We start from the raw sequence: 24,418 nt of genomic DNA on the forward strand, positions 1-24,418 counted from the left end.
TTAAAATAAGAGAAACTTTACCCCAATGAGTAGGGGGCTGATTTCTGTGATGCAAAGATAGTAAAATAAATACAAACTATTATTTTTCGCTTCTCGATTTGTATGATAGCCAACCCATAAGCTTTGGGCTATGTGGAAGGTTACGAAGGTATATATCCAGGCGGGCTGTGGCATTGTTTCGGCAAAAAAGGCCGTTAATGCAGCACAGGTGCAGATAAGGTAGAACCAGTTGGCTACGCGCACATATTCGCTAAAGTGTTTGGCGGCTAGGTTGCGGGTATTCATCGGAAGGCTGAAGACGGAGAGCAGGGCGTATTTGGCACCTAAGAGCAAGTATATCAGGCCGCTGGCAATAAAGAAGTTGCTAAAGTTGGCTAGGAGTTCGTAGCCTTGCACAAACTGGATGCGGAAGGACAATAAACCTAGGATGTCTCGTTGGCCCAAGGTAAAAAACAGGGCTAATAACAAACTATGGAGCAGGAGCATGCCTTGGCTACCAAGTCCAAGGATGTTGATGGGGGCTGTGCTGCTCTCAAAGGGGCTGGTATAAGAAAAATTGCTGCGTAATCCATGATAAAAATCAAATGTGCGGGGGGCGAGGTTACGCATCAATGCATAAAACAACAACAGGAGCACCAGCAAGATGCCAATAAAGTTTTTGATGTCGCCTAAGTTGGGCAGGAGCGGGTTTGTGGTTTTATTTTGAAGACTTTGCGTATTTGTTTGTAGGTTTTCTTTTTGGCGGTTGGATAGCTGGCGCGGCTGTACAGCCTTGCTGACAATCCAGATCTTACCCAAAGGGAGGCGCAGCTCTTGGTCATAGATGGTAAAAAATAGCTTGGGTGTTGTGGGATACACCTGCCGGAGGCTGTCGATGGGCAAAATCACCCAAGCCTCTTTTGAATACATCTGCGCCAGTTTTTGGTTGATAAATAAGGTTACATCCTTGGGGGTGTATAGGGCGAGGTGGTAGCCTTCGTATTGCTGTAGGTCAAGCCATAGGCTGGCGGTTTTGGTGTTGCCGTGGCGGCGGGCAATATAAGGCACATATGCTTGGTAATTGTCGTCATATACTTGCCAAGTATGGGCGATGTCATAGACCTTGGTGTATTGGAGGGGCAGGTCGGTTTTGGCGTTAGCGGTGGCAGTGCTCAAGCCAAGCGCCCACCAGCATCCTAAAATAAGGCAGAGGCGTAGCAATGTGCTCAATGTTGGTGCTGTACTTGTTGTTATCATAACTCCACAAATATATACCAAGATTTTCTTGATTTGAGGATTTACTTGATTTGATTCTCTTGATGACTGATGATTTTCCGCAGATTAATTTCCCAAACCATACCAAGATTTTCTTGATTTGAGGATTTACTTGATTTGATTCTCTTGATTCTCAAGGATTTTCAGCGGATATATTGCTCAAGTCAATGTTGATTGGGTATAATTTACATTGGAGTATGGCAATAGGCTAGGAAAACGAACAGTGAACAGGGTTTTTTGAGAAAAGCACTGCCACTACAAGTTCAAGAACGAATGGCTTCTACAGGGTCGAGACGGGCGGCTATCCAAGCAGGAGCCACTCCCGACAATACCCCCACCACAACAGCCACCAGCAAGCCTATCATCATATTGCGTTCGCTCATATTCAGGCTTAGGATATCTTGGGGGATAAGGGTCAGTCCCCATACCATCGCTACTCCGACTACGCCGCCAATGAGGCTCAACAAGACAGCCTCGAACAAGAATTGCCCTAGGATAAAATAGTCTTGGGCGCCCAAGGATTTTTGAATACCAATGAGGTTAGTACGTTCTTTGACAGACACAAACATAATATTGGCGATGCCAAAGCCTCCTACCAGAATAGAAAAGCTGCCGATAATCCCGCCGGCAAAACTAATAACACCGAAGAGGGAGGTAATCGCATCGGCAAAAAACTCGGTACGGTTGATGGCAAAATCATCTTCCTGAGTGGGCTTGAGCCCTCTTTTAGCACGGAGTAGGCCGCGTACTTCATTCTCCAGCTTTACCAAGCCTGCGTCATCATCTCGTCCTTTGAGGGCAATCGTAGGGCTAATACCACGGCGACCAAAAGCATAGATTTTGGCCATCGCTCCGTAAGGAACAATAAAGCGGATGTCATTGGAGGTATCACCAAAAATATTAGCGCCTTCTTTCTGCATTACGCCAACAACGGCAAAACGCAGCCCTTTGTAAGAAACAGACTTGCCGACGGGATCTTGGCCGGGGAAAAGGCTCTCGGCCAGATCTGCGCCAATAATGGCTACCGCTCGAGCACGCTCAATCTCTTGAGGTGAAAAATACCTCCCCGAAGCAATATTGACCTCCCGCACCTGAGCATATTGAAACGAAACACCTTGTACCAAAACATTGCTGATACTGTTGCTCTTGTGTTTGACTACTCCGTTGCCCCGCTGTACCAAAAGGGTTACTCCTTGGGCGTGGCTGGTGTTTTTTTCTAAAAATTTGAACTCGTCAATGCTGTTATTGGGGCGGCGGTTGTACTTCCACCAAGGGTAGTCTGGGCCATCAAAAGACCAAGGGAATTTCTGAATGTAGATCACATTGGTGCCAATAAAGGACATGTCCTCTCGAATGCTGCGCTCAAGCGAGTCTACTATCGTAAATACAGCCACAATAGCGAAAATACCCACCGTAACACCTAATAACGATAGGATTGTGCGTGTGAGGTTGCTTCGTAGCGCCTGCATCGCAAAGCGGAAGCTTTCATAGATTTGACGAAGTACAAATATCATTTTTTGAAGCAATCAGTAGGTAGTCGTATTTTTTAGCACACAAAAATAACCAAGCTACGGAACTATTCCCTAATTTTGCCTATTTATTTGAGATGTAAGCCCTAGTTACGCGCTTCGCAAAACGAGCGGCTTAGATTTTAGACAATGCTTTTTTATTAAAAAACTCTTACAGCAATCAAAGGTTCCCCACACATGATGAAACTTTCTGAGTATCGGTTTGACTTCCCCGATAGTCTGGTGGCGCTACACCCAGCGCCCAACCGCGACGAGTCTCGACTGATGGTCGTCCACAAAGATAGTGGTAAGATTGAACACCGGATGTTCAAAGATATTATTGAGTATTTTGACGAGGGCGATGTTTTTGTGGTCAATGATACGAAAGTATTTCCGGCTAGGCTCTATGGCAGCAAGGAAAAGACCGGCGCTCAGATAGAAGTTTTCTTGCTTCGGGAGCTGAACCCTACCAACCACCTCTGGGATGTACTTGTTGACCCTGCCCGCAAAATTCGCGTAGGTAACAAGCTCTTTTTTGGAGATGGCGAGCTAGTGGCCGAGGTGATTGACAATACTACCTCACGCGGGCGTACCATCCGTTTTTTATATGATAAAGACGATCACGACTTCTACCAGCTAATCGACAAGCTGGGAGAAACGCCGTTGCCCAAGCTCATCCACGGCCAGCGAAAAGCCGAACCCGCCGACAGAGAGCGTTTTCAGACTATATTCGCCCAACACGTAGGCGCTGTAGCTGCACCCACCTCAGGGCTACACTTTACCAAGCAGCTCGTCAAAAGGCTGGAAATACTGGGAGTAGAAATCGCACCACTTACGCTACACATTGGCCTGGGCTCTTTCAGAAATGTCGAAGTAGAAGACTTGACCAAACACAAGGCTGATTCGGAGAATTTTACCATCCCAAGCAGCACAGTAAACAAGGTCAACCGCGCTCTCGACGACAAAAAGCGGGTATGTTCCATAGGGGTCTCATCGCTCAAGGCGCTCGAATCCTCAGTATCAGCCAGTGGGCATTTGAAAGAAGCCGACGGATGGTCGGACAAGTTTATCTTCACTCCTTATGAGTTTAAGATTCCAAATGCCTTGGTAACCAACTTTCATCTACCTGAGTCGACCCTACTGATGACCGTATGCGCCTTTGGAGGCTATGACCTTGTCATGAAGGCATACCAAGAGGCGATTAAAGAAAAATACCGCTTCTTCAGTTATGGCGATGCGATGTTGATTATCTAAGCGAAGAAGGATATTCCAAGAAGCTTTTATCAAAAGGCTGACACACCGGCAGGTGCTAGGGTCAGCCTTGTTGTTTTTTCAAAATAAGTTTAATCTCTGCGGGGCTTCCCTGTTTGGGCAAGTGCCCGCTGAACCATACTCTTAAAGCATGGACTATTATCCCGTGTTTTTTAGGCAAAATGTATTAGTCGATAGCACTATGGACTCATTGATTTGTGTTGATGGAGTGGTTGGCGCAGGCAAAACTACGCTGGGCGAAATTTTGTGCCGCCAACTGAACTTCAGCTTTTTTAAAGAGCCGGTAGATGACAATCCGCTGCTGGCCAAATTTTACCACGACCAAGAGCGCTACAGCTTCCCAATGCAGGTTTATTTTCTAAATAAACGCTTTCGGATGCTCAAAGAAGCGGCGGCATTGCCCAATAGCTGCTTGATGGACAGAAGCATCTATGGCGATGTTATTTTTGCGCGTTTGCTGATGTTGCAGGGCAAGATGTCTCAAGAGGAGTTTGAGCTCTACGAAGAACTGCTCTTCAATATGCTCGAACATGTGGCTCGCCCAAAACTGATGGTATACCTACAGATTGATGTCGACAATGCCATCAAACGTATTCAAGAGCGCGGACGAGACTTTGAGCAGGCTGTCCCTAGGCAATATTGGGAGTTGCTCAACCAAGAATATGAGCATTACTTCAAAAATTACGACTTCTCGGAGCTGCTAGTCATTGATGTCAATGATGCTGACTTTAGAGAGGAGGGAGCTGTCCAAGAACGTATCATACGTACAATAGCTGATAAACTACATTTAGAGGTTTAGAGGCTTATGATTTACGATTTGGAATTTACGATTGACGAGTTACGATTCAATCCAAACTCGTAACTCATCAATCGCAACTCGTCAATCCCTAAACACTGACCATCAAGTTACAGCCCCGTATATCACTATTATCCATACGGCCTAATACACTAAAGCTTTGGTTATCAATCGATTGGCCAAGGTCTTGTGTTGCAATAAAAGCACAAGATTCAATATTGGCGAGGTCAATGATATTGAGCGCACCACTACGCCCTAGGGCTTGATAACTGAAAGGATCGTTGGGCTCGCGGATAAGCACACGCATACTGTGTGGCAATGTAAAAATCCCTTGGCCTTGTGAGTATGCCTGTGATAGCAGCTCGGTCATCCCATATTCGGAGTGAATGGTGTCTGTGTTGAAACGCCTTTGGAGCTGTTGGTGTAGTGCTTGACGGGTGATTTCGGCACGGCGACCTTTCATCCCGCCGGTCTCCATTACAACGACCCCTGCCAAGTCAAGTGCCTGAGCTTCAGCCAAATCAAGTAGGGCAAAACTTACTCCGATAAGGAGCGTACGGCGGGTTTTATCAGCCAAGGCCTTCCCCAACCGTTCAAGCAGTGCATCTGTATCGTGTAAGAAAAAGCCTGACAGGGGCGATTGGCTTTGCCCGATAAAGTGCTGTACCATATACACCAACGAAGAGCCGCCCCGTTCCAAATAAGAAGGCAAGAGCGCCAAGATATGCCAGCCTGTGAGCGCGCCATATTGAGCCTCAAAAATTAGCTGGCTTATTTGTTCGTAGAAGCCTGTATTGGGTACTTCGTGCCGGCTGGCTGTTTGTCCGGTGGTGCGACTGCTCTCAAAACAGAGTCTATCGGCTGTTAGAGCGCTGTCCGTCAAGATTTTTTGGGTTTTGAATAGCTCTATGGGCAGAAAAGGAATATCAGTAATCTGGCTAATACTTGTTGGGTCTACCCCAAGGTAGGCGATAAATTGACCATAGACAGGGTTGTTTTGGGCTTGGTAGTGGAAAAGCGCCATCACCCAAGCATCGGGCACGGGTGTATTGACCGGATGACAAAGCAAGGCCTGCCGGAATTGTATGACAAAATCAGGAGATTCGGGAGATAGAGACATCGTATCGGGCAAAAGCGGAGCCGATAGCGACTCCGGAGTGGTGTTTACTTGAGTTTGAAAGTAATGATAACGGGTTGTTTGGGCGGGTTGGTCAAGTCGCTCTCAATGGTATAACTACGCTCTTGCTGCCGGACACTCATCGACTCATCAAGATTTTTGACCTTGACCTTGGCGATGGGGCGTTCAAAAGAGATAGTGGTTTTGGTCTTGAACATATTGGTCATCATAGAGCCCATTGGGTTGCTGCCAAGGTCTTCTTGCATAGGGTCGTTATCAAGCCCTCCTTGACGAATGCTGGGGAGCTCAAAAATCAGTTTTTTGCCTTTTCGTTGGAAGCTAAGCTTGTTGTTGGGCTGCTCAGGCACGGTACGGGTTTCGTTAGCCAAAAACGAAGGCATTATCCCGTCAGTCTTTAGGCCGGTATACATCCCATTGAGAGCTTGGAGGTTCTCAAAATCATACACCAGCTCTATCAGCCCCTCTTTATCAGACTTTAGCTGCAAGTTATTGATGCCATCAATCCCTTTTTGGGCAAACATCTCCTTTAGCGAATCTACTGCTTGGCCCAGGTTTTTATCAAGCTCAGACATATCCCCATAAGGAGTAAACTGTGCTGACTCGTCTTCTGTATCCTCGTTATTCTGCTTAAACATTTCGCCCATCATCTTGAGGCCGGAGAGGTCTATTTTTTGGGACAATTTCCCCGAAAAGTCCTCTTTAAAATGAATATGCTGTTCTATAGTACAGGCCTGAAAGCTCAACACAAGCACTAACAGTGTGGCTAGGCGTAGGTTAGGGGTAATTGTTTTGAGATATTTCATAAATTAAGAAGGAAAAAAGTTGATAATAAGATGCTTAGGTGTGGATCAAGCAGATTTGTCTGTAGCAGTTCTTTTGTTCAATACAAAAATCAAGCGGCTTTGGTTTATGGATTTTATTTTTTCCTGATTATCTACCATTAGGAGCGATGACCGCTGGTTGGTTGGGCAAAGGTATCCACAAACAACCGTAGCACAACAGCCAAGGCGACAATAAGCCGCCCACACCCATTAGTTGATAGGTACTTTGGTGAAACAGGATGCCGCCCAAAACCACCCAAGAGCGCCACCGAAGCCGCCAAAGTACCAGCCCAAAGGCTAGCTCAAGGCCAACAGCCATTACAGCCATCAGGCTACAAAGCCAAGGGTATTGCGCCAGCCATAGACCAAGCGGCTGCTCATGTAGGCGGAGGTAGGTCTGTAATGTTTCGGGCTGAAACCAGGCCCAGCCTCCAACCAATATTTTCTCTAAACCTGCGGATACATACACCCATACGACCGTTAGGTGCATCCAACGCACCCCCCACACTGGCCATTGTGGTTGCCAATAGCCCACCAATATCCAATAGCTCAGCAGGGTAAAGAGCGCGAAAGTATGGTCAAGCTTATGAAAACTGTAGAGCCAACCCTGCAACAAGACAAAAAGAACGATGGCTAGGCTAGCGGCTATTGCGGCCTTGGGACGCACCCACGCCCAGATTGCTGCGCCATACATCAGTCCACACAGCGCCCAGAGCCACTCCGTAGTAGGAAGGGGCATTTGTACTAACCCCAAAATACCCGTAGGGCTATAAAATGGCCGTAGAGATTCGAGCTTGGCCAACACCCAACACCAATCATAAGTACAATACCCAAATACAAGCCAATACCAAGCCCGTAGGCAGCCGGCGGCTTGAGGGCTTAGGTGGCCGGCCCAGTAACGACGCCATTGTTGTGGCCAGGCCGGATGCCACCGATACAGACCCATTCCTAGTAATAATACGAGCCACGAAAGGCCCAAGCGCCAGCCAACTTGAGTAGCTTTTTGCGCAAAAAAAGGATGACCAAGCCGCGCCAGCTCTACGCGCCAACGAGGGTAGGCCTGGTCGGCCAGTCTGTGCCAAAGAGTGTCAGCTTCGGGCTGTGTCAGCAGCAGGTTCATTGCCCACAAAAATAAACCATAGGCAGCCAAACTCAGCCCCGCCAGCCCTAACAACAACCCTAGCAAGGCACTTTTCTTGGAGAGGTATAAGGGTCGACTCATTCGGCTTGTTTTAGGGTGATGATGTCAAGCGTATCGGGCTGATTGACCGAAAGCCGGTAGAGCACCCAGTCGGTGGTCTGTTGTGGATACTGACTTTGAAAAATACGCAACAGCGCAACGCCCTGCTGACGGTAATAGTAATGTCGGACAATATAGTCGTAATACTCCTGATTCAGCTGTAGGGCTTCGGGCTGTAGCCTTTGGCCTGCGCTACATACCACAAAGTATTCGGCCTGAGCTGCTTGCCGGATAGGTTCGGCAAACATTCCGAAGCGAAACAGCGGGTAGTAGTTGAGCATCAGCACAAAGGGCAACCACAGCCCTAACACAAAGCCGATAGTGCTCCCGATGAGCCAGTATTTTTGGGGGGAGATTTTGGGGAAATGCATATCCAAACATTGGGCTCAAAACAAAACACCCAAACACAGAGGGTTGGGTGTCAAATAGTGTATGTGCAAAACGAAAGCCTCATATCAACAAAAAGCTTTGATATGGGCTTAAAGCCTTGTACTCATTTAACCCACAGCGTTAACTGTGGGCTTCTAAAATGTCTAGTCGTATTTGCAAACAGCACATAGGCTACTGTTTACTCAGAGGCATCATCTTCTTCTTCCGCAGATTTCTTCTTTTTGGCAGGAGTAGCGGGCTTGGGAGCCATCATCATAATCATCCGTTTGCCTTCCAGTTTGGGGAGTTGTTCTACTTTGCCAATTTCTTCTAAGGCTTGCGCAAATTTGAGCAGAAGTACCTCTCCACGTTCCTTGTGCATAATAGTACGACCCACGAAATGGACATAAGCTTTTACTTTAGCACCTTCTTTCAAAAAGTTTTGGGCGTGTTTGAGCTTAAACTCAAAGTCGTGGTCATCAGTATTAGGGCCGAAACGCACCTCTTTCACCACCACTTTTTGGGCTTTGGCTTTGAGTTCTTTTTGTTTTTTCTTTTGCTCATATTTAAACTTAGAATAGTCGATAACACGGCACACCGGTGGGTCTGCCTTGGGAGAAATCTCGACCAAATCTAAGCCTTGTGCTTGCGCAATACTACGAGCTTGGGAGGTGTTATACACTCCTTGCTCTACATTCTCGCCCACGAGGCGTACTTGTGGGGCATTGATACGTTCATTAATGCGATAGGGCTCTTCGACTCTCCCGCGAGGGCCTCTGTAATTGTTTCTTGCGATTGTTACCTCCTTGATTTGGATGAATAATAGAAAAACTGGGTGCTTAATTGTAATAAAACAACAAGACAGATTGTTGTATCGCTATACAACAATCTACCTTGTATACTTTGTGTAGTACTATTTTAAGAACGCAAATCAGCTTACTTGAGTTCAAATTTGGCACGTCCAATCTCTACACTGCCTTCTTTGCCTGTTTCGATGGCATAGATGCGTACTTCGTAGTTACCACGACCAAAGGAGAAGCCTGCTTCGGGGGCTATCAGGCGGGTCTTGCTGACTGGGTCGGCGTTGACTTCGCTACGGCCTTGTACCGAAACGGTGATTTCTTGGTTGTTGGGGTCAAACAAGCGGATAGCTATATTTTCGGTAGGGCGTGGGGCGCGGCTTAAGCGGTATTTTACTTCAATGGCTTCTACGCGGCGGCGGTTATAGGTAGCATCAAAGTTACCATTGTTACGGTTGCGCCCTGGCGTAGCAATGACTAAGGTCGTAAATAGCGCGGTTCGGTTGTCGGCGCTTCCCTTGAATTGCTCTAGCTCAGCCCTTAGCTGCTGATTTTCAGCATCATAACTTTGTATCTGCAAATTCAGTTGTTCGATTTGTGTACGGTATTCTTCCGCAATCGACGCATTCAACTCTACAGCCTCTTCGTACTTTTGTTGTACTTCGGCTAGCTGTCCTTTGAGCGCCTTCAGCTCTTTTTCGAGCTGTGCTACGCGGGCTTTAGAGCCTTGAGCATCACGTCGGGCGAAGTTGAGCAATCGATTTACAGAATCTACTTTCGACTCCAATACGTTGCGTTGTGTTTCGAGGCTGTCTAGCAGGCGCTCTTGCTCTTCACGGAGCTCTTCCATCTGCGCCTCGGTAGTAGTCAGCGCTGTTTGGAGGGTACGCATACTCTCCTTTTGTTCGTTTAGCTCGCGAGTGCTAGAAGTATTTTTGCTAGCAAGGGTATAGTTGAAAATCAACGATACAACAAGCAGCAAAGCCAATATTGAAATGACAATGATGGGGACATTACTTCTGCCATTTCCTTGTTGGCCAAAGTCTTGAAAGAATGTTTTTTCGCTATGATCACTCATTTTTCTTAGGATTATTAGTAATAGTAAAAGCAGATTAACTTCGTCAGACGACAATAGATAATAGGTAAAAGGTTAAGATACGGTATTGTGTTTTGTGTTTGATGGTGAAAAACAAGGCTTCGAGTGTAATTTATCGTAGGGTTTGCTACAAAAACATATTTTGCGCATCCTCTAGTATATGTAAGATGCAAGCGTTATTACAGCAAATATAACTTTGGCGCATAAACATCAAAAGCTTTGCACAAAAAATTATCGTATTTTAGTTCATTATTCATAACGCAGGGACTCGATGGGGTCTAATTTGGAGGCTTTGTAGGCTGGGTAGTACCCTGAAACAACCCCAACAATGGCCGAAATCACGACGGCCATAAAAATCCAAAGCCACGGGATAATAAATCCGCCCGCATCAATAAGCGCCGCCACGAGGTTACCAATACTGATTCCCAACACAATACCGGCAGCGCCGCCAATTTGGCAAATGACAATGGCCTCCATCAAAAACTGTTGTCGGATACGGTTAGGGGTAGCGCCTAGCGCCTTGCGCACGCCAATTTCACGGGTACGCTCCGTAACCGAAACCAGCATAATATTCATCAGCCCAATCGCAGCTCCCACCAAAGTAACCAACCCTACCACACCCCCACCGGCCTTGAGGTAGCCCGTGATGTTATTGAGGCGTTCGGCCAGCGTTTCGCTACGTTCTATACTGAAAGAGTTGGGTGCGCCCGGGCGGTCGCGCCTGATTTTGCGCATCAGCACCGTCGATTCGCCAATAGCGCCCTCCATATCGTTAGGATCATCAAGGATTACTTTCAGCTCATAGTTCATCGAAAAAGGAGTCGGAATACGCCTAGCCGCCTCAATAGGGAGCAATACGCTGCGGTCAGCCCCGGAGTTGCCCATCGATCCCCCCGTCTTTTTCAACACGCCCACTACCTGATAATAGCGCCCTTGGAGCTGTATAGAGCGGTTGAGCGGGCTTTGCTTCCCAAAAACACTTTCTACCAGCTCATGACCTATAATGGCTACCGGCGTGCCTTGTTGTACATCAAGCTCCGAAAAATTGCGGCCTACCGACAAGTCATAGGCGTTGGCTGTCAGATAATGCTCATTTACCCCCAACACCCGCGTATTGGGGTTAGTTTTTTTAGACCCATACTTTACCTCTGCTGCGCCACTTACCTCTACACTGAGCGACACGGTGGCCGGGTAGCGCAACTTTTCCTGAAAAGTACGCGCCTGATAAAAATCAATGGCCTGCTGCACCTTTTCCTCACGTCCCCCTTGGCGGCCACGCCCTCGGTTGGAATTGGTCGTGATATCAAAGGCATTAGCCCCAAGGCTTGCAAAGCTGTTATCTACCGAAGCCTTGATACTGTCGATGGCCGTCAGAATGCCTACCAGTGCCATAATGCCAATGGCAATGATGAGGGCAGTCAGGATCGTACGTAGCAAGTTGGCCCGTACTGCTTTGAGTGCCTCTTGAATGTTTTCGCGTATTCCCATAATTGTACAAATATACCCTAAGGGAGCACAACTTACAACAAGTCTGACACAAAGTTAGTCTTTGTACACTCAAGCAACACCACAGATGCAAGCTTTTGCTGTATCTTTGTACACATCAAAGTCGTTATGGCTCTCCAACATCTGTTAGGCCGCTTTATCGGTACTGACATGTTGGATGATTTGGGGCTTCCCCCTTCGGGGTCGGGCTAGGCGGCTGTACTCCTCGCTTCGCTGCGGGGTACTGCTCGCCTATCCCTAAGCCGCTTGCGCCCCAGTAGCGCAAAGCGACGCAGCCCCTAGCGCTTCTTTGACACTCATAGTTCCCACAACATTTGATTACCATCACCTATGAAACTCGCACTTGTAGGCGCTACCGGCTTGGTAGGCCGCGAAATGTTAAAAGTTTTGGAGGAGCGCAACTTCCCCGTCAGCACCCTCATCCCCGTAGCCTCTGAGCGCTCGGTAGGGAGCCAGATTATCTTCAAAGGGCAGCCCTACACCGTCTGCTCTATGGACGATGCCATCGCGCAGCGCCCCGACATCGCGCTGTTTTCTGCCGGAGGCAGCACTTCCCTCGCATTTGCCCCTAAGTTTGCCGAGGTAGGCACTACCGTCATCGACAACTCCTCGGCCTGGCGTATGCACCCCGACCACAAGCTCATCGTCCCCGAAGTCAACGCACACGTACTCACCAAGGGCGACAAAATCATCGCCAACCCTAACTGCTCTACCATTCAGATGGTCGTAGCGCTCAAAGGCTTACACGAACGCTACAAAGTGGAGCGCATTGTGGTCTCTACCTACCAGTCCGTAACCGGCACAGGTAAAAATGCCGTCGAGCAGCTCATGAACGAACGCGCCGGTATCGATGGCCCCAAAGCTTATCCCTATACCATAGACCTCAACATCTTACCTCATATCGACGTGTTCTTAGAAAACGGCTACACCAAAGAGGAGATGAAGATGATTTTGGAGACCAAAAAAATCATGGGCGACGACAGCATCCGTGTAACCGCCACTACGGTCAGAGTACCCGTTATCGGTGGCCACTCCGAGTCGCTCAATGTGGAGTTTGCCCAAGACTTTGAGATGGTCGATGTATACGAAATCCTCTGCAATGCCCCCGGGGTAATTGTCAAAGATGACCCCCAGCAGCTCGAATACCCGATGCCCCTCGACGCACACGGCAACGATGCCGTATGGGTAGGGCGCATCCGCCGCGACGAGAGCCAACCCCGCACGCTCAACATGTGGGTAGTCTCCGACAACCTCCGCAAAGGCGCAGCCACCAATGCCGTACAAATAGCCGAATACTTACGGGCGCAAAACTTGGTATAGCACCTAAGCAATAGCTTAACAACAGCCTATAATCGAAAAACCCACCCCTCAACAAGGGGTGGGTTTTGATTAGTTAAATGAAGAAAGAGGAGGAGACTAATTTGGAGTCATCAAACGGTTATTATCTAACTCAGACTGTGGTATCGGCCAGATGTAATTTTGGGCACTGATAGGCACAGCAGCAAGAGTTCCTTTAGCTGGTAATGGCTGGAGCAATCGGGTTTCATCAATACCACGGAAGCCTTCACAGAGCAATTCGATACGACGCTCTTTCATAATAGCTGTTAGTAGGGCTGCAGGATTTGCAAAATCACTAGCCGTATAAGTAGCTGTTGGAGCAGAACGTCCGCGAACAGCATTGAGCAAGTTAATGGCTGTAGCATCTATGGCATTGTTTTGACGCACGAGCGCTTCAGCATAATTGAGCAATACTTCCGCATAACGTATAATCGGTACAAAATCTTTGGCAGGAGGGTTAGTTGGAAACTTCACACACCAGAAGATGGTGTTAGCTCCCGTCCCTGTTGTTCGGATAAAGTTAGTACGGCGTGCGTCATTGGCTGTCCATACAGGATCTGCCAATATTCCTACCCCAGTATTGCGAATGGCATAATCTCCAATTGGGCCACCTAACCCAGTGGGTACATAATAACTTACCAAGGAGTTTTGCACTCCTGGTACATCATTGTCTCCCATAGGAAATGAAAACACAGACTCTACCGTGGTATAAGGTGCTTGATAAACAGTTGCCACATTGGCTACCAATGCGTTGGCAACACCAGTAGTAGCAGCAAAAGGAGCTGATGTTTGGGGAACAAGTTTTTGGGCTTCTGTAATAGCATCACCCCAGCGTTGCATAGTCAGGTATACTCTTACTTTTAATGCAATAGCGGCGTTTCGGTGGGCACGTGTAACTCTTAATAGAGGGGTTCCATAAGTAAGAGGCAGATTTTGTTCTGCTGTATTCAAATCTGCTAGGATTTGTGTGTATACTTGAGCAACGGTACTACGAGGTAAATCCGAGCCTCCCGGTGCAATCTCAGCACTGATACGCAAGGGTAATCCTGGAGATGAGCCATTATTGAATGCAAATGGACGTGCATATAAATTCACCATCATATAATAAGTAAGTGCACGTAAAAAGAGAGCTTCTGCGCGGTATTGGGTCGCTAATTCAGCAGAGATAACGTTAGGGTTATCATCCAGCCCTTTTAGGAAAACGTTACAGCGGTTGATGGCTGTGTAGCCAGCATTCCAGCAGTTGAGTGGCTCGGCATTACCAGCTGTTTGTCCGTGATTAAAAGAGAATAGAGCTGTTACCCCGTTGTTGGTGATATTGACTAAGTCTTCACCACGGGTATCGTGGTATACCAACATACGCCCGCCTAAAAACTGCCCAGACTTCACGCCAGCATACACCCCACGCAAGTTAGCCAAGATGCGGTCAGGAGAGGTAAAAGCATCCATGGCAGGCAACTGTGTAACAGGTTGAGGCTCCAATAGCCTATTACAAGAGGCTAATAAGATGATGAAGCTAAGTGCAAAAGCACTGATGAAATATCTCATGTTCATAAATGATTTAATGTTTTGGTAGGTACTCAGACACTAAAAGGTTACATTCAAGCCGAAGGTATAAGTACGTGCTTGAGGAGTAGAGTTGCGGTCAATACCAGGGGCAAGGTTACTATCTCCATTGGTGCTAACCTCTGGGTCGGCTCCTGTGTAATCGGTAAATAGGAAGGCATTCTGCACCTGCGCATACATGCGTAAAGAACTGAGCCCCGCACGCTGTATGAAGTTTTGTTTGAAAGTATAGCCTAGGGCAATATTTCGCACACGCAAGAAGTCGCCTACTTCAACATTTCGGGTAATGGCGAAAGCGGAACCATTGGAGATGTTATCATCTTGTACTAATCGGGGGACAGTAGTATTTTGCCCAGGTGAGGTCCAACGTTGTAACGCTTCTGTACTGTTGTTCCAAGTACGTTGGTCAAGCAAGCCTGCACGAGTACCATTGTAGATGAAATTACCACCAGAGTATTGTAAGAAAATATTGAAGTCAAAACCCTTATAGGTTAGGGTGTTGTTTAAACCACCAAACCAGCGGGGATTAGTATTACCTGCTACTATGCGATCACCTGCTGGAGACGAAGCTACACCTCCATCGTCTACAAATGTCCAACGGCTGGCTGGTGGCGCTGCGTGATTATATTGTACAATTCGCCCTTGTGCATTGCGGAACATCGCCTGACCATTGGCGGGGTTTACCCCAACCCAGGGCACTGCATAAATGCTTCCAATTGGTTGTCCAACACGAGTAATGTTGGTTAGCTCTAGGCCACCTGTACTTGACGTTATATCAGAGTTTTGCTCATTTAAAGCCAAAACTTCGTTGCGGTTGGTGGTCAAGTTAAATGTGCTTGTCCACATAAACCCATTACGATTAATGTTTACTGAGCTTATAGCCAACTCAATACCTGTGTTTTGCATTTTGCCAATATTTTGGGCGATAGCATTATTAGGGATACCTCTTGAAGGTGCTTGAGGGTTATTGATAATCAACTGGTCAATAACGTTGTTGTAGTATGCAAAGCTCAGGTCAATACGATTGTTGAAAAAAGCCGCATCAAAACCAACATCTAACTTTGTGCTGCTTTCCCAACGTAGGTTATCATTACCTACTTGTGAAAAGAACCAAGTGGATAAGTCACCATATAAGCCGGCGTTATATAGATTGAGAGACGCAAAGTTTGGAATCGCTACATTACCTACACGTCCCCAACTAGCGCGAACTTTAAACTCATTTACAAAAGATAGGGCGTTAGCATCTTTGAAAAACCCTTCCTCAGAAATCCGCCAACCAGCAGAAACACCACCAAAATTACCATACTTGTTGTTGGCAGACAACGCTGAAAACCCATCACGACGTAAGCTGGCTGAGAACAAGTACCGTTCTTTGAATCGATAGTTAGCGCGGCTCAAAAATGATACAAAACCGTTCTCTGTTTGTAAAGCAGGAGGAGGAGTATTTTGAATAAAATTTCCCTGATAGGTTACAAAAAAGCCATCAGTCAAGTTTTGACGAGCGCCACCCCAGACATCAAGTGTAGTACGTTGTGTTTCCATCCCAGCCACGATGTTGAGTGAATGATCCCCGAAGGTCTTATCAAATGTAGCAAGATTCTGCCAGTTCCAAGTATAGTTACGGGTATAGGCATTGGTAGCAGTACCATTGTTAGCCGCACCTTCGCCATGGATACGATTACGGAAATCGATATCCTCCACAGAGAGTGCATCAATGCCATAGTATGTACCTATTTTAAGACCATCAACAATCTTAACTTCTAGGTATCCATTAGCAATAATACGTTGATTCTCAGAAGTGAATTTACTCAACTCAATATCTACCAAAGGATTAAACCAGTTACCCATCGCTGGAGTGTTGGCGTAACGACCTATACGATTTCCAGCTTCAATGTTGTAAGCACCATTAGAAAATCGAGCGGGCACATTAGGAGGCAACACAAGTGGGGCTCGGCCAAGTCCACCAGTAGCAAATGCACCACGAGAGCCTGTATTAGGGCTTTGATTAAAAGAACTGGTATAGCCCAAGTTAGCGCCCATTGTCAGCCAATTGTTTACTTTATGGCTGATATTGGCGCGGAGGGTAGTGCGGCGAAAGTTGTTAGCTTTCAACATCCCTTCTTGGTCTGTATAACCTACACCAAAATAGTAACGAGTTTGTTCTGTTGCGCCAGAGATAGACAAGTGGTGGCTATGTTGAATGCCTTGGCGATATACTTCATCATACCAGTTGGTATTCACAAAGCCCCCCCGAACACTATCAATACCTAGGGCTGTATATGGCGCTCTACCAGCATTTACAGCACCTTCATTTTTGATGGTTACAAACTGCTCAGCATTAAGCAAGTCAAACCGGCGGAAAGCCTCCGTAATCCCTATCCAAGTATCGTATTTCACTTGTGGGCGACCTGTTTTCCCTTTTTTGGTTGTAATCAAAATAACACCATTGGCAGCTCTAGAGCCATAAATAGCTGAGGAGGCGGCATCTTTTAAGACTTCTAAAGACTCAATGTCGCTAGGGTTAATATCTCCTAAGGGGTTATTAACCGTAAAGCCAATCTGAGATGCTTGACCTGATACAATGGGAAGTCCATCTACTACAATTAATGGAGAAGAGCCGGATGTAATGGAGTTTGTACCTCGTACACGAATGATAGGAGGGTTATTCAATACACCATTGGGCATAGTAACATTCACCCCAGTAGCACGACCTGCAAGCGCTTGTTCAAAACTCTGTACAGGAAGGGTAGCAATCTCTGCGCCCTTTACGGTGGATACAGAGCCTGTAAGATCTCTTTTATCCATAGTGCCATACCCTACCACCACTACTTCTGTAAGAGATTTTACGTCAGGGTTGATAGTTGGACTAATAGTAGTCTGATTGCCTACAACAATCTCTTGTGGACTCAAACCTACACCACTAAATACAAGTGTAGCACCTTCAGGTACATTAAGAGAGTAACGTCCATTGATATCAGTAGCGGTACCTTGAGTAGTGCCTTTCACTACTACGGTTACCCCAGGGATTGGGTCGCCGTTCTCATCGGTAACAACCCCGCTTACCGTTCTGCTTTGCGCAAACACTCCCATATATACAAAGGAGAGTAGCAAAGTCAAACATAACAGTAAAGATTTGTTCATAAGTTGTTTGATTAAGTGAGTTATTTTTGTATTAACTATTGCCCGTAATTTTACGAGAAAGTTTTGATAAAAAAAATGCTTTGATGTTTTTCGTGTTTAAAAAATTCTGTAGTATGGATTATAGCCTATACAATATGTCTTTTTTTAGAAATAATCAGAATATACTTCGATTTTGTGTTTCTGGTTGTTGTTGTAAACTATAAAGATATTGTACTGAACAACTTATCTGTGTATTTACAAGACAAAAGCAACACGATTACTTTTTTGGTCTGAATACAAACAAAAGGACAGTAAACAACAGTGTCGAGCGCTGTGTTCAACATAAAATTGGCTTTACTAAAGTTTTATTGATACAATTTGAGGGTTTTTGTGGCTTATGCTGTTTATTTCTAGTGTGATTGGGCTACTTTTCTTAATTTGCCTTATAAACCAATTACTCCTTGTCTCAAAACGCGCAAAAAATTTTGAAAAAGAACATTATCATCGACTTTGACAGCACCTTCACCAAGGTCGAAGGGCTGGACGAGCTGGCTGCTATTGCGCTCGAAACTCATCCGGAGCGGGCTCAAAGGTTGGCCGACATACGGCGCATCACCAACGAAGGGATGGAAGGTAAACTGACTTTCTCAGAGTCGCTCAACAGCCGCATACAGCGCTTACAAGCCAACCGACAACATCTACCTTTGCTGGTCGAGCGATTGAGGGCACAGGTATCAGCCTCTTTTCAGCGCAACAAAGCCTTTTTACAAAACTATGCCGATCATATCTACATCATCTCTAGTGGCTTTCGGGAGTTTATTGCCCCTATTGTGATGCCCTTTGGTATCAAGGAAGACCATATCTTTGCCAACGAATTCCGGTATGATGCACAAGGTAATATCATTGGCTACAGGGAGGATATCTTACTCTGTAAGGACAAAGGGAAGGTGTTGCAAATCAGAGCACTAGACCTAAAAGGTGATGTCTATGTGTTGGGGGATGGCTATACCGATTACGAAATTCGAGAGGCAGGGCTGGCCAACAAGTTTTATGCTTTCACCGAAAACGTAGTGCGCGATGCCGTCTCCGAAAAAGCCGACCATGTTGCTCCCAGCCTAGATGAATTTTTATTTGACAACCAACTGCCGGCAGCGCTTTCTTACCCCAAGAACCGTATCCGCGTGTTGGTACTCGAAAATATCCACCCCAAGGCCGTAGCGCGTTTCCAAGAAGAGGGCTACAGTGTAGATATAGTGGCCGGAGGGCTTGATGAAGATGAGTTGTGCGAACGTATCAAAAACGTCAGCATCCTTTGTATCCGCTCCAAAACACAGGTTACCCCTCGGGTGCTTGAGCACGCCAACAAGCTAATGGCCATCGGGGCGTTTTGTATTGGTACTAACCAAATCGCTCTCGACGACTGCCTCAAGCGCGGCATTGCTGTATTCAATGCTCCCTATAGCAATACCCGCAGCGTAGTAGAGTTGGCGCTGGGGCAGATGATTTTGCTGATGCGCAATACCTTTGTAGCCAATAGGAAGATGCACGCCGGTATTTGGGACAAATCAGCCAAAAACAGCTACGAAGTGCGTGGCAAAAAACTAGGAATCATAGGCTATGGCAATATCGGCGCCCAGCTATCTGTGATTGCCGAAAGCCTTGGGCTAGAAGTCTACTACTATGATACCGTTGAGAAACTGGCCTTGGGCAATGCCAAAAAAGTAGCCAGCCTAGATGATTTGTTACAGGTGGCCGATATTGTTACGCTTCACGTGGATGGACGCAAAACGAATCAAAACATCATCGGTGAGCGCGAGTTTGGCCTGATGAAAGAGGGGGTCATCTTTCTGAACCTCAGCCGTGGCTTTGTGGTTGATATTGACGCGCTTGTAGCGGCCATCAAAAGTGGGAAAGTGCGTGGTGCTAGTGTCGATGTATTCCCATATGAACCCAAAACCAACGATGAGCCTTTCCAATCACCCTTGCTTGGGCTAGACAATGTCATCCTCACGCCACACATCGGCGGAAGCACAGAAGAGGCGCAAGAAAATATCGCGGAGTTTGTGCCGGCCAAACTCATCAATTACATCAACAAGGGCGATACTTTCGGCAGTGTCAATTTCCCCAATCTGCAGCTTCCCGAACAACAACACGCACACCGGCTCATTCACATACACCATAACACCGCCGGTATTTTGGCTCAAATCAACCAAGTACTCGCCCAACATCAGGCCAATATCTTGGGGCAATACCTCAAAACCAACGAACACGTGGGGTATGTGATTACTGACATCGACAGCTCCTACCAGCAAGGGGTGATTGCAGACCTCAAAAATATTGGGCATACCATCAAGTTTAGAGTTTTGTATTGATGGCCTGTTGACGAGTTTACCCGAGTGATTAGTCTGGTTATCAACCAAGTAGCCTGATATGAACAAAGGGGATGGAGCACAAAATCTGAAAAAGTAGAAGCCGTTGGAGAACCCCGACGGCTTTTTCACCAAACAGCCTTATCTTTGTTGTATGAATACAAAAACCTTGACTTTAGCCTTTTTGGCGCTTGTATTAGGAGGAGGCCTTGTGGCTTGTTTTGATAAAAAATATGACCGCAACGCCATCGCCGAAGAGCAAGCCACTCGCCAAATCAAGCGCCTAACCGATGGACAGATTACGTCTTGGGTTTTTGCCCAAGGTCAGGAAATGATTGCTCGTATCCGTCAAAACCCTATTTGCCAAGATTCTATTACCACACAATATGAGGGTAAAATACAGGTCGTTCGATTCAAAGATACAACTGTTACATCCTTACACCCCTATGCTCTACAACTACTAGAGGCATATCAGTATAGTGCTGAGCAACAAGTAGAAGCTCCGGCGGCCAATGTAAAACTCTTTAAAAAAGAAAACAAAGTGCTTTTTCTGGCACCCTACATAGAAAACAATCAATTGGTGGGAATGTGGAGTGTGGAGTTGGCGCTTGGCCGGGTAATTCGCTACATCGATCCCAAACAGCTACAAACACAGTAACCTTTTTGAGATTACTTTCAGGATATTCGGAGCTTATTACAGCCCCGATAGGTATTCTTTGTTCTCAGGGGTTAGTGCATCTATGTTATTGAGGATATACAAAATAGCTTCTTTTTCATTTTCCGAAATAAATTTTTTCTCGGTATTGGCGTGTAAAAATCCGCCTAATACCCATCGAGGTAGTCGTAGCCACTGGGGGACGTGGGTACTATAGAGGAGGTTGTTGCTAAAATCATTGGCGCTGGCCTGTGCGGCAGCTACCATCCAGTCTAGTACAGGGCGCTGGAGGTCAAGGGTATGTACCAAATGCTTGAGCGTATCTAGCAGAATAGCTTCGGCATAGCCCCGGTGGCGCTGCATAAAGGCAAGTTCTTGTTTGAGTGCATCAAGCTGGGCTGTATCCTGAAGCTGATTACGATGTGTAACCATCGCATTCAGAAACGCACGCTCAAAATCATCCACCCTATCATCTGATTGTAAGACATACAGCAAAGGGTAGAGCAATACCAATTCTTGGAAGCCCTCTGCGTTGAGTTGGGTTTCTGGGCGTAATTGCTTGTATTCGTTAAAATTATTCTGTAACATAAAACAGGAATCAAGGGTGGTAGAGACAGTGATTAGCCTGCCGTAGCGATGGTTGCAATGCTGAGGCGCATCACACCGGCGGCTTGGAGTGCTTGGATACAGGCCGATAAGGTAGCTCCGGTAGTAATGACATCATCTACCAAGAGCAAGTGTTTGACTGATAAGGGAGTACGCGCTGGTGCAAAAACCTCGGCCACATTGGTCCAGCGCTCGGCTTGGGTTTTACGGGTTTGACTTTCGGTATGTCGTTGGCGTATGAGTAGCTCTTCAAATGGAATCTGCAAGGCCTCTCCCAGCCCCTGTCCAAAGACAGCGCTTTGGTTGTAGCCGCGTTTGCGCAGCTTACTGGGGTGTAAGGGAACGGCAGTAATGAGGTCAAAGTCAAATTGACAACCCTGTCCCCGCAGATAATGCCCATACCAAAGCCCCAACAGGCGGCCTAGCTCAGGGTTATGGTGGTATTTGAGGCTATGCAGTAGCCGTTGTACTTTACCTCCTTTACTAAATTGCAGATAGGCCATCGCATGCATAATCTCGGCCTTGCCCGAGAGCTTGTAATGTAATGGGTTGGGCTGATATTGGTGCAAATCCGTGGTGGGTAAATTCGCCTGACAAGTTACACATACTTGCTGCTCTTGGGAGGTCAGTGCAGCATTACAAGTAAGGCAACAATGCGGGAAAAGCATTGTTACGAAGTCTTGCCATAAACTTGCCCACTGAAATGGAGTCATAATCTAATTGGTTAGCGTCAGGGTCAGATTTGGCTCAAAAGCTGGGCACGTTTTTGGTTGTATTCCTCTTCCGATAGGATGCCTTTGCTTTTGAGGTCGGCCAAGATGCGGAGCTTCTCACCAATTACGTCGGCGGTAGGGTTGCTGCTACTGCCGCTGCCGGCAGGAGTAGCGCTTGGGTTGCTGTAGGGTTTAGTAGTAGGGTTTTCACGCTTGGACGATTGTTTGGAAGCGTCCTCTCCAAGGCCGGTTTGTTTTTTGAGCCACTCTACATAGCTCTTACCTTTTTCAAATTGTTCTTCATAAAAGGTACGCAAGGAGTCAGTGTCAAAATCGCTGATGCCTTTGCCTTGTTCAAATTGATTGAGAAATACTTGGCCAATGGCAAAGGTAGAGGCTCCTGAGATAACCCCCATCGACAAGGAACCTAAAACACCGCCAATAATGGGCACAGCCTTGAGAAAGGAGGCCCCGATTTTGGCCAATGTGCTTCCGGCTAGGCTGGTGATGATGCCCTTGCCTGATTCTTCGGAGTAGTCAATCTCATAGATATGACACAACTGCTTGATCATATCTAACTTGATGAGCGTTACCGCCGCTATATCAAGCATAGGCAAAGGGATAGCGCCTGCTCCCATAGCCCATAAGATGTGTGAGTTGATAACGTCTTCACCGCGCTGTCTTCTGCTTTTTTCCATAATCGAATTGTTTGTGTATGAAAGGTTGTTATGTAGAATGTAATAATTAATGAAGGGAGTGGGGCTTGGTTGTTGGCTTCTAAGGTGCTAGGCAGCACTGGTTTTATGATGAATTTATTGAATGCAAGATATTAAAAATACCGCTAATAAGACCACTAATCCGTTGATTTTCTTGGCTTCAGTACTCAAGCCATTGGATGACATTCGGATGTACGGAAAACTAGCCTTGGGTGTTCGGTATTGCCTACCACAAACATCCATTCATTTATTTGGGCGCAGTGTAACGATGCCTAAGTCAATGCCTGATGGCTTTCATACACATCCGCTGCGCTTAGGGCGGCGCTGGGGCTGGCGTAGACTGTGGGCTTGGTGGCAATTTTGGCGTACTCTCCGGCGTTTGCGTCCACAGGTAGTGGTTGTTTGTGCCTTAGAGCTGCTGCCTTGGGCTTGTTTATATAAGTACTGGGTGGGTTGTGAGGTGGTTTATGATATGCAAGAAAACTACAGCCACAACTTGCGCTATGGCCGCACCTATCCCTATTTGTGGCGCAAACCCTTGACATGGCTTATCGAAACCCTAGAGCGAATGGTCTATCCTTCGTTGGCGCAGTTGTGGCTTGCGGAATATTGTTATGCCGAGGAGATTCCTTGGATTAGTGGCGGCATTGGCAACACCAAAGCGCCAGTATTTATCCTGCCCAATAAGGCGCTTGTGGAGATGCATAAGACTCCGCCGGCCACAGTTTCTGAAAAAAAGCTAAACTTGGTGTGTACTGGCACGCTTTCTGAACCTTATGGTATCACCGAAGCGATAGCTCAAACGCTGGCGCTGTCTAGTGCTGGCTATCCTGTACAGCTGTATTTAGTCGGATATGCACCACAAGAAATGTATGCCCAAAAGCTCCATAGTTTGGCCGCTCAATATCCTGAGCTTATTTATTGGATAAGGGAAGGAGATGGCACGCAGCCCGTACCTCATGGGCGCTGTATGGCTTACATGCAGGCTGCCGACTGGGTGTTGTTGCCCTATCGACTTACATCAAACCTGCGCGCACGTATTCCTACACGTATGTATGAGGCTCTGGCATTGGGCAAGCCAATGCTCATTACGCACAATGAAGCTTGGTCGCAGTTCTTAACGCAGTATCCGGCTTCAAGATTTTGCTTCACAGATTGGCAGGAAGCGCCCGAACAGCTTTGGAACAAAATATACCCTCCCCCCAAAAAAGCAAAGCCTCTGAAAGAGGCTTTATGGGGTGAGGCCGAATACTTGACCTTGCAACAGGCTACGAAACATTGGACACTCAGCTTTTAAAGGTATCCACAATTCGGCTAGACTTCTGCGGCTGCTGTTGGCGTGCTTTGGCTGTTTTGCTGGCTCGTTGGTCGGCAGAGGGCTGTAGCTCCGACTCTACGCCCAACATCCACGAAAGGCGTGTACTGATTTTGGTTGGCTGGAACATAACAAATCAAGTTTTGAAAAAGTATGGACTGGTTACTAATTGCTAAATATAACGAATAACCCGCACGCATCAGTATTTCTTGCCTAATTT

At 46.8% G+C, this 24,418-nt stretch carries 21 protein-coding genes; 6 read left to right on the forward strand and 15 right to left on the reverse strand.

Going from position 1 to position 24,418, the window contains the following annotated elements:
- Both G499_RS0100645 and G499_RS0100650 read right to left on the reverse strand, forming a co-directional pair.
- The gene (locus tag G499_RS0100645; protein ID WP_211231573.1) at positions 1–1,209 is read right to left on the reverse strand and encodes a DUF4271 domain-containing protein; all 1,209 of its coding nucleotides are present in this window, start codon (positions 1,207–1,209) and stop codon (positions 1–3) included.
- Positions 1,210–1,517: 308 nt separating this feature from the next.
- Entirely contained in the window at positions 1,518–2,768 is a 1,251-nt protein-coding gene (locus G499_RS0100650; protein ID WP_026998337.1) for an ABC transporter permease, read from the reverse strand.
- A gap of 195 nt (positions 2,769–2,963) precedes the next feature.
- Between G499_RS0100650 and queA the strand changes: the two genes are divergently transcribed.
- Both queA and G499_RS0100660 read left to right on the forward strand, forming a co-directional pair.
- Positions 2,964–4,016: a tRNA preQ1(34) S-adenosylmethionine ribosyltransferase-isomerase QueA gene (gene queA / locus G499_RS0100655; RefSeq protein WP_026998338.1), complete on the forward strand. Its 1,053-nt coding sequence runs from the start codon at positions 2,964–2,966 to the stop codon at positions 4,014–4,016.
- Positions 4,017–4,215: 199 nt separating this feature from the next.
- Positions 4,216–4,833: a deoxynucleoside kinase gene (locus G499_RS0100660; protein ID WP_051295802.1), complete on the forward strand. Its 618-nt coding sequence runs from the start codon at positions 4,216–4,218 to the stop codon at positions 4,831–4,833.
- Between the two features lie 88 nt (positions 4,834–4,921).
- Here G499_RS0100660 and G499_RS0100665 read toward each other — a convergent pair whose 3' ends face one another.
- The 7 genes from G499_RS0100665 to G499_RS0100700 form a co-directional block, all read right to left on the reverse strand.
- Complete coding sequence (locus tag G499_RS0100665; protein WP_245576622.1) at positions 4,922–5,950, reverse strand: acyl transferase; 1,029 nt, start codon at positions 5,948–5,950, stop codon at positions 4,922–4,924.
- A gap of 44 nt (positions 5,951–5,994) precedes the next feature.
- Entirely contained in the window at positions 5,995–6,771 is a 777-nt protein-coding gene (locus G499_RS0100670; RefSeq protein ID WP_026998341.1) for a hypothetical protein, read from the reverse strand.
- Positions 6,772–6,898: 127 nt separating this feature from the next.
- Positions 6,899–8,011, reverse strand: a complete 1,113-nt coding sequence (locus G499_RS0100680; protein ID WP_026998342.1) for a hypothetical protein — start codon at positions 8,009–8,011, stop codon at positions 6,899–6,901.
- Entirely contained in the window at positions 8,008–8,400 is a 393-nt protein-coding gene (locus G499_RS0100685; protein ID WP_026998343.1) for a hypothetical protein, read from the reverse strand. Before G499_RS0100685 ends, G499_RS0100680 begins: the two co-directional genes overlap by 4 nt.
- 197 nt (positions 8,401–8,597) lie before the next feature.
- A complete protein-coding gene (infC, locus tag G499_RS0100690) occupies positions 8,598–9,194 on the reverse strand; it encodes a translation initiation factor IF-3 (RefSeq protein ID WP_026998344.1) in 597 nt (198 codons plus the stop codon).
- A 140-nt stretch (positions 9,195–9,334) separates the two neighbouring features.
- The gene (locus tag G499_RS0100695; RefSeq protein ID WP_026998345.1) at positions 9,335–10,276 is read right to left on the reverse strand and encodes a hypothetical protein; all 942 of its coding nucleotides are present in this window, start codon (positions 10,274–10,276) and stop codon (positions 9,335–9,337) included.
- A 267-nt stretch (positions 10,277–10,543) separates the two neighbouring features.
- The gene (locus G499_RS0100700) at positions 10,544–11,782 is read right to left on the reverse strand and encodes an ABC transporter permease (RefSeq protein WP_026998346.1); all 1,239 of its coding nucleotides are present in this window, start codon (positions 11,780–11,782) and stop codon (positions 10,544–10,546) included.
- Between the two features lie 348 nt (positions 11,783–12,130).
- Here G499_RS0100700 and G499_RS0100705 point away from each other — a divergent pair, with 348 nt between their 5' ends.
- Complete coding sequence (locus G499_RS0100705) at positions 12,131–13,120, forward strand: aspartate-semialdehyde dehydrogenase (protein WP_026998347.1); 990 nt, start codon at positions 12,131–12,133, stop codon at positions 13,118–13,120.
- A gap of 96 nt (positions 13,121–13,216) precedes the next feature.
- Here the strand turns inward: G499_RS0100705 and G499_RS0100710 are convergent, their stop codons facing one another.
- Positions 13,217–14,692 (reverse strand): RagB/SusD family nutrient uptake outer membrane protein, encoded by a 1,476-nt coding sequence (locus G499_RS0100710; protein ID WP_051295803.1) that lies wholly within the window; start codon positions 14,690–14,692, stop codon positions 13,217–13,219.
- 33 nt (positions 14,693–14,725) lie between these two features.
- Positions 14,726–17,845, reverse strand: a complete 3,120-nt coding sequence (locus G499_RS0100715; protein WP_026998349.1) for a SusC/RagA family TonB-linked outer membrane protein — start codon at positions 17,843–17,845, stop codon at positions 14,726–14,728.
- 464 nt (positions 17,846–18,309) lie between these two features.
- On the opposite strand from G499_RS0100715, the gene serA reads away from it, so the two are divergent.
- The gene (gene serA, locus G499_RS0100720) at positions 18,310–20,196 is read left to right on the forward strand and encodes a phosphoglycerate dehydrogenase (protein ID WP_026998350.1); all 1,887 of its coding nucleotides are present in this window, start codon (positions 18,310–18,312) and stop codon (positions 20,194–20,196) included.
- 151 nt (positions 20,197–20,347) lie between these two features.
- Positions 20,348–20,851 (forward strand): hypothetical protein, encoded by a 504-nt coding sequence (locus G499_RS0100725; protein ID WP_026998351.1) that lies wholly within the window; start codon positions 20,348–20,350, stop codon positions 20,849–20,851.
- A 36-nt stretch (positions 20,852–20,887) separates the two neighbouring features.
- Here G499_RS0100725 and G499_RS0100730 read toward each other — a convergent pair whose 3' ends face one another.
- From G499_RS0100730 to G499_RS0100740, 3 genes are read right to left on the reverse strand one after another with little or no spacing between them, the layout of a single operon-like run.
- Positions 20,888–21,436, reverse strand: a complete 549-nt coding sequence (locus tag G499_RS0100730; RefSeq protein ID WP_026998352.1) for a hypothetical protein — start codon at positions 21,434–21,436, stop codon at positions 20,888–20,890.
- Positions 21,437–21,468: 32 nt separating this feature from the next.
- A complete protein-coding gene (locus G499_RS0100735; RefSeq protein ID WP_026998353.1) occupies positions 21,469–22,167 on the reverse strand; it encodes a ComF family protein in 699 nt (232 codons plus the stop codon).
- A gap of 23 nt (positions 22,168–22,190) precedes the next feature.
- A complete protein-coding gene (locus tag G499_RS0100740) occupies positions 22,191–22,865 on the reverse strand; it encodes a DUF697 domain-containing protein (RefSeq protein ID WP_035726193.1) in 675 nt (224 codons plus the stop codon).
- Positions 22,866–22,986: 121 nt separating this feature from the next.
- Between G499_RS0100740 and G499_RS0100745 the strand changes: the two genes are divergently transcribed.
- Positions 22,987–24,180, forward strand: coding sequence for a glycosyltransferase family protein (locus tag G499_RS0100745; RefSeq protein WP_154658264.1), 1,194 nt, complete (start codon positions 22,987–22,989; stop codon positions 24,178–24,180).
- Here G499_RS0100745 and G499_RS21630 read toward each other — a convergent pair.
- A complete protein-coding gene (locus G499_RS21630; protein ID WP_154658265.1) occupies positions 24,170–24,328 on the reverse strand; it encodes a hypothetical protein in 159 nt (52 codons plus the stop codon). The two genes, G499_RS0100745 and G499_RS21630, sit on opposite strands and share 11 nt — an antisense overlap.
- Positions 24,329–24,418: the final 90 nt, after the last annotated feature.

Origin of the sequence: Eisenibacter elegans DSM 3317, assembly GCF_000430505.1 — a bacterium.
Lineage (GTDB): Bacteria > Bacteroidota > Bacteroidia > Cytophagales > Microscillaceae > Eisenibacter > Eisenibacter elegans.

Bases quoted from the DNA above. Each gene is read 5' to 3' on its own strand.
- G499_RS0100660 (WP_051295802.1), top strand. From the start codon at position 4,216: ATGGACTCATTGATTTGTGTTGATGGAGTGGTTGGCGCAGGCAAAACT.
- G499_RS0100685 (WP_026998343.1), bottom strand. From the start codon at position 8,400: ATGCATTTCCCCAAAATCTCCCCCCAAAAATACTGGCTCATCGGGAGC.
- G499_RS0100705 (WP_026998347.1), top strand. From the start codon at position 12,131: ATGAAACTCGCACTTGTAGGCGCTACCGGCTTGGTAGGCCGCGAAATG.
- G499_RS0100745 (WP_154658264.1), top strand. From the start codon at position 22,987: ATGCAAGATATTAAAAATACCGCTAATAAGACCACTAATCCGTTGATT.
- G499_RS0100695 (WP_026998345.1), bottom strand. From the start codon at position 10,276: ATGAGTGATCATAGCGAAAAAACATTCTTTCAAGACTTTGGCCAACAA.
- G499_RS0100700 (WP_026998346.1), bottom strand. From the start codon at position 11,782: ATGGGAATACGCGAAAACATTCAAGAGGCACTCAAAGCAGTACGGGCC.
- G499_RS0100715 (WP_026998349.1), bottom strand. From the start codon at position 17,845: ATGAACAAATCTTTACTGTTATGTTTGACTTTGCTACTCTCCTTTGTA.
- G499_RS0100665 (WP_245576622.1), bottom strand. From the start codon at position 5,950: ATGTCTCTATCTCCCGAATCTCCTGATTTTGTCATACAATTCCGGCAG.
- G499_RS0100740 (WP_035726193.1), bottom strand. From the start codon at position 22,865: ATGGAAAAAAGCAGAAGACAGCGCGGTGAAGACGTTATCAACTCACAC.
- G499_RS0100680 (WP_026998342.1), bottom strand. From the start codon at position 8,011: ATGAGTCGACCCTTATACCTCTCCAAGAAAAGTGCCTTGCTAGGGTTG.
- queA (WP_026998338.1), top strand. From the start codon at position 2,964: ATGAAACTTTCTGAGTATCGGTTTGACTTCCCCGATAGTCTGGTGGCG.
- G499_RS0100710 (WP_051295803.1), bottom strand. From the start codon at position 14,692: ATGAACATGAGATATTTCATCAGTGCTTTTGCACTTAGCTTCATCATC.
- G499_RS21630 (WP_154658265.1), bottom strand. From the start codon at position 24,328: ATGTTCCAGCCAACCAAAATCAGTACACGCCTTTCGTGGATGTTGGGC.
- G499_RS0100670 (WP_026998341.1), bottom strand. From the start codon at position 6,771: ATGAAATATCTCAAAACAATTACCCCTAACCTACGCCTAGCCACACTG.
- G499_RS0100650 (WP_026998337.1), bottom strand. From the start codon at position 2,768: ATGATATTTGTACTTCGTCAAATCTATGAAAGCTTCCGCTTTGCGATG.
- G499_RS0100730 (WP_026998352.1), bottom strand. From the start codon at position 21,436: ATGTTACAGAATAATTTTAACGAATACAAGCAATTACGCCCAGAAACC.
- G499_RS0100725 (WP_026998351.1), top strand. From the start codon at position 20,348: ATGAATACAAAAACCTTGACTTTAGCCTTTTTGGCGCTTGTATTAGGA.
- G499_RS0100735 (WP_026998353.1), bottom strand. From the start codon at position 22,167: ATGACTCCATTTCAGTGGGCAAGTTTATGGCAAGACTTCGTAACAATG.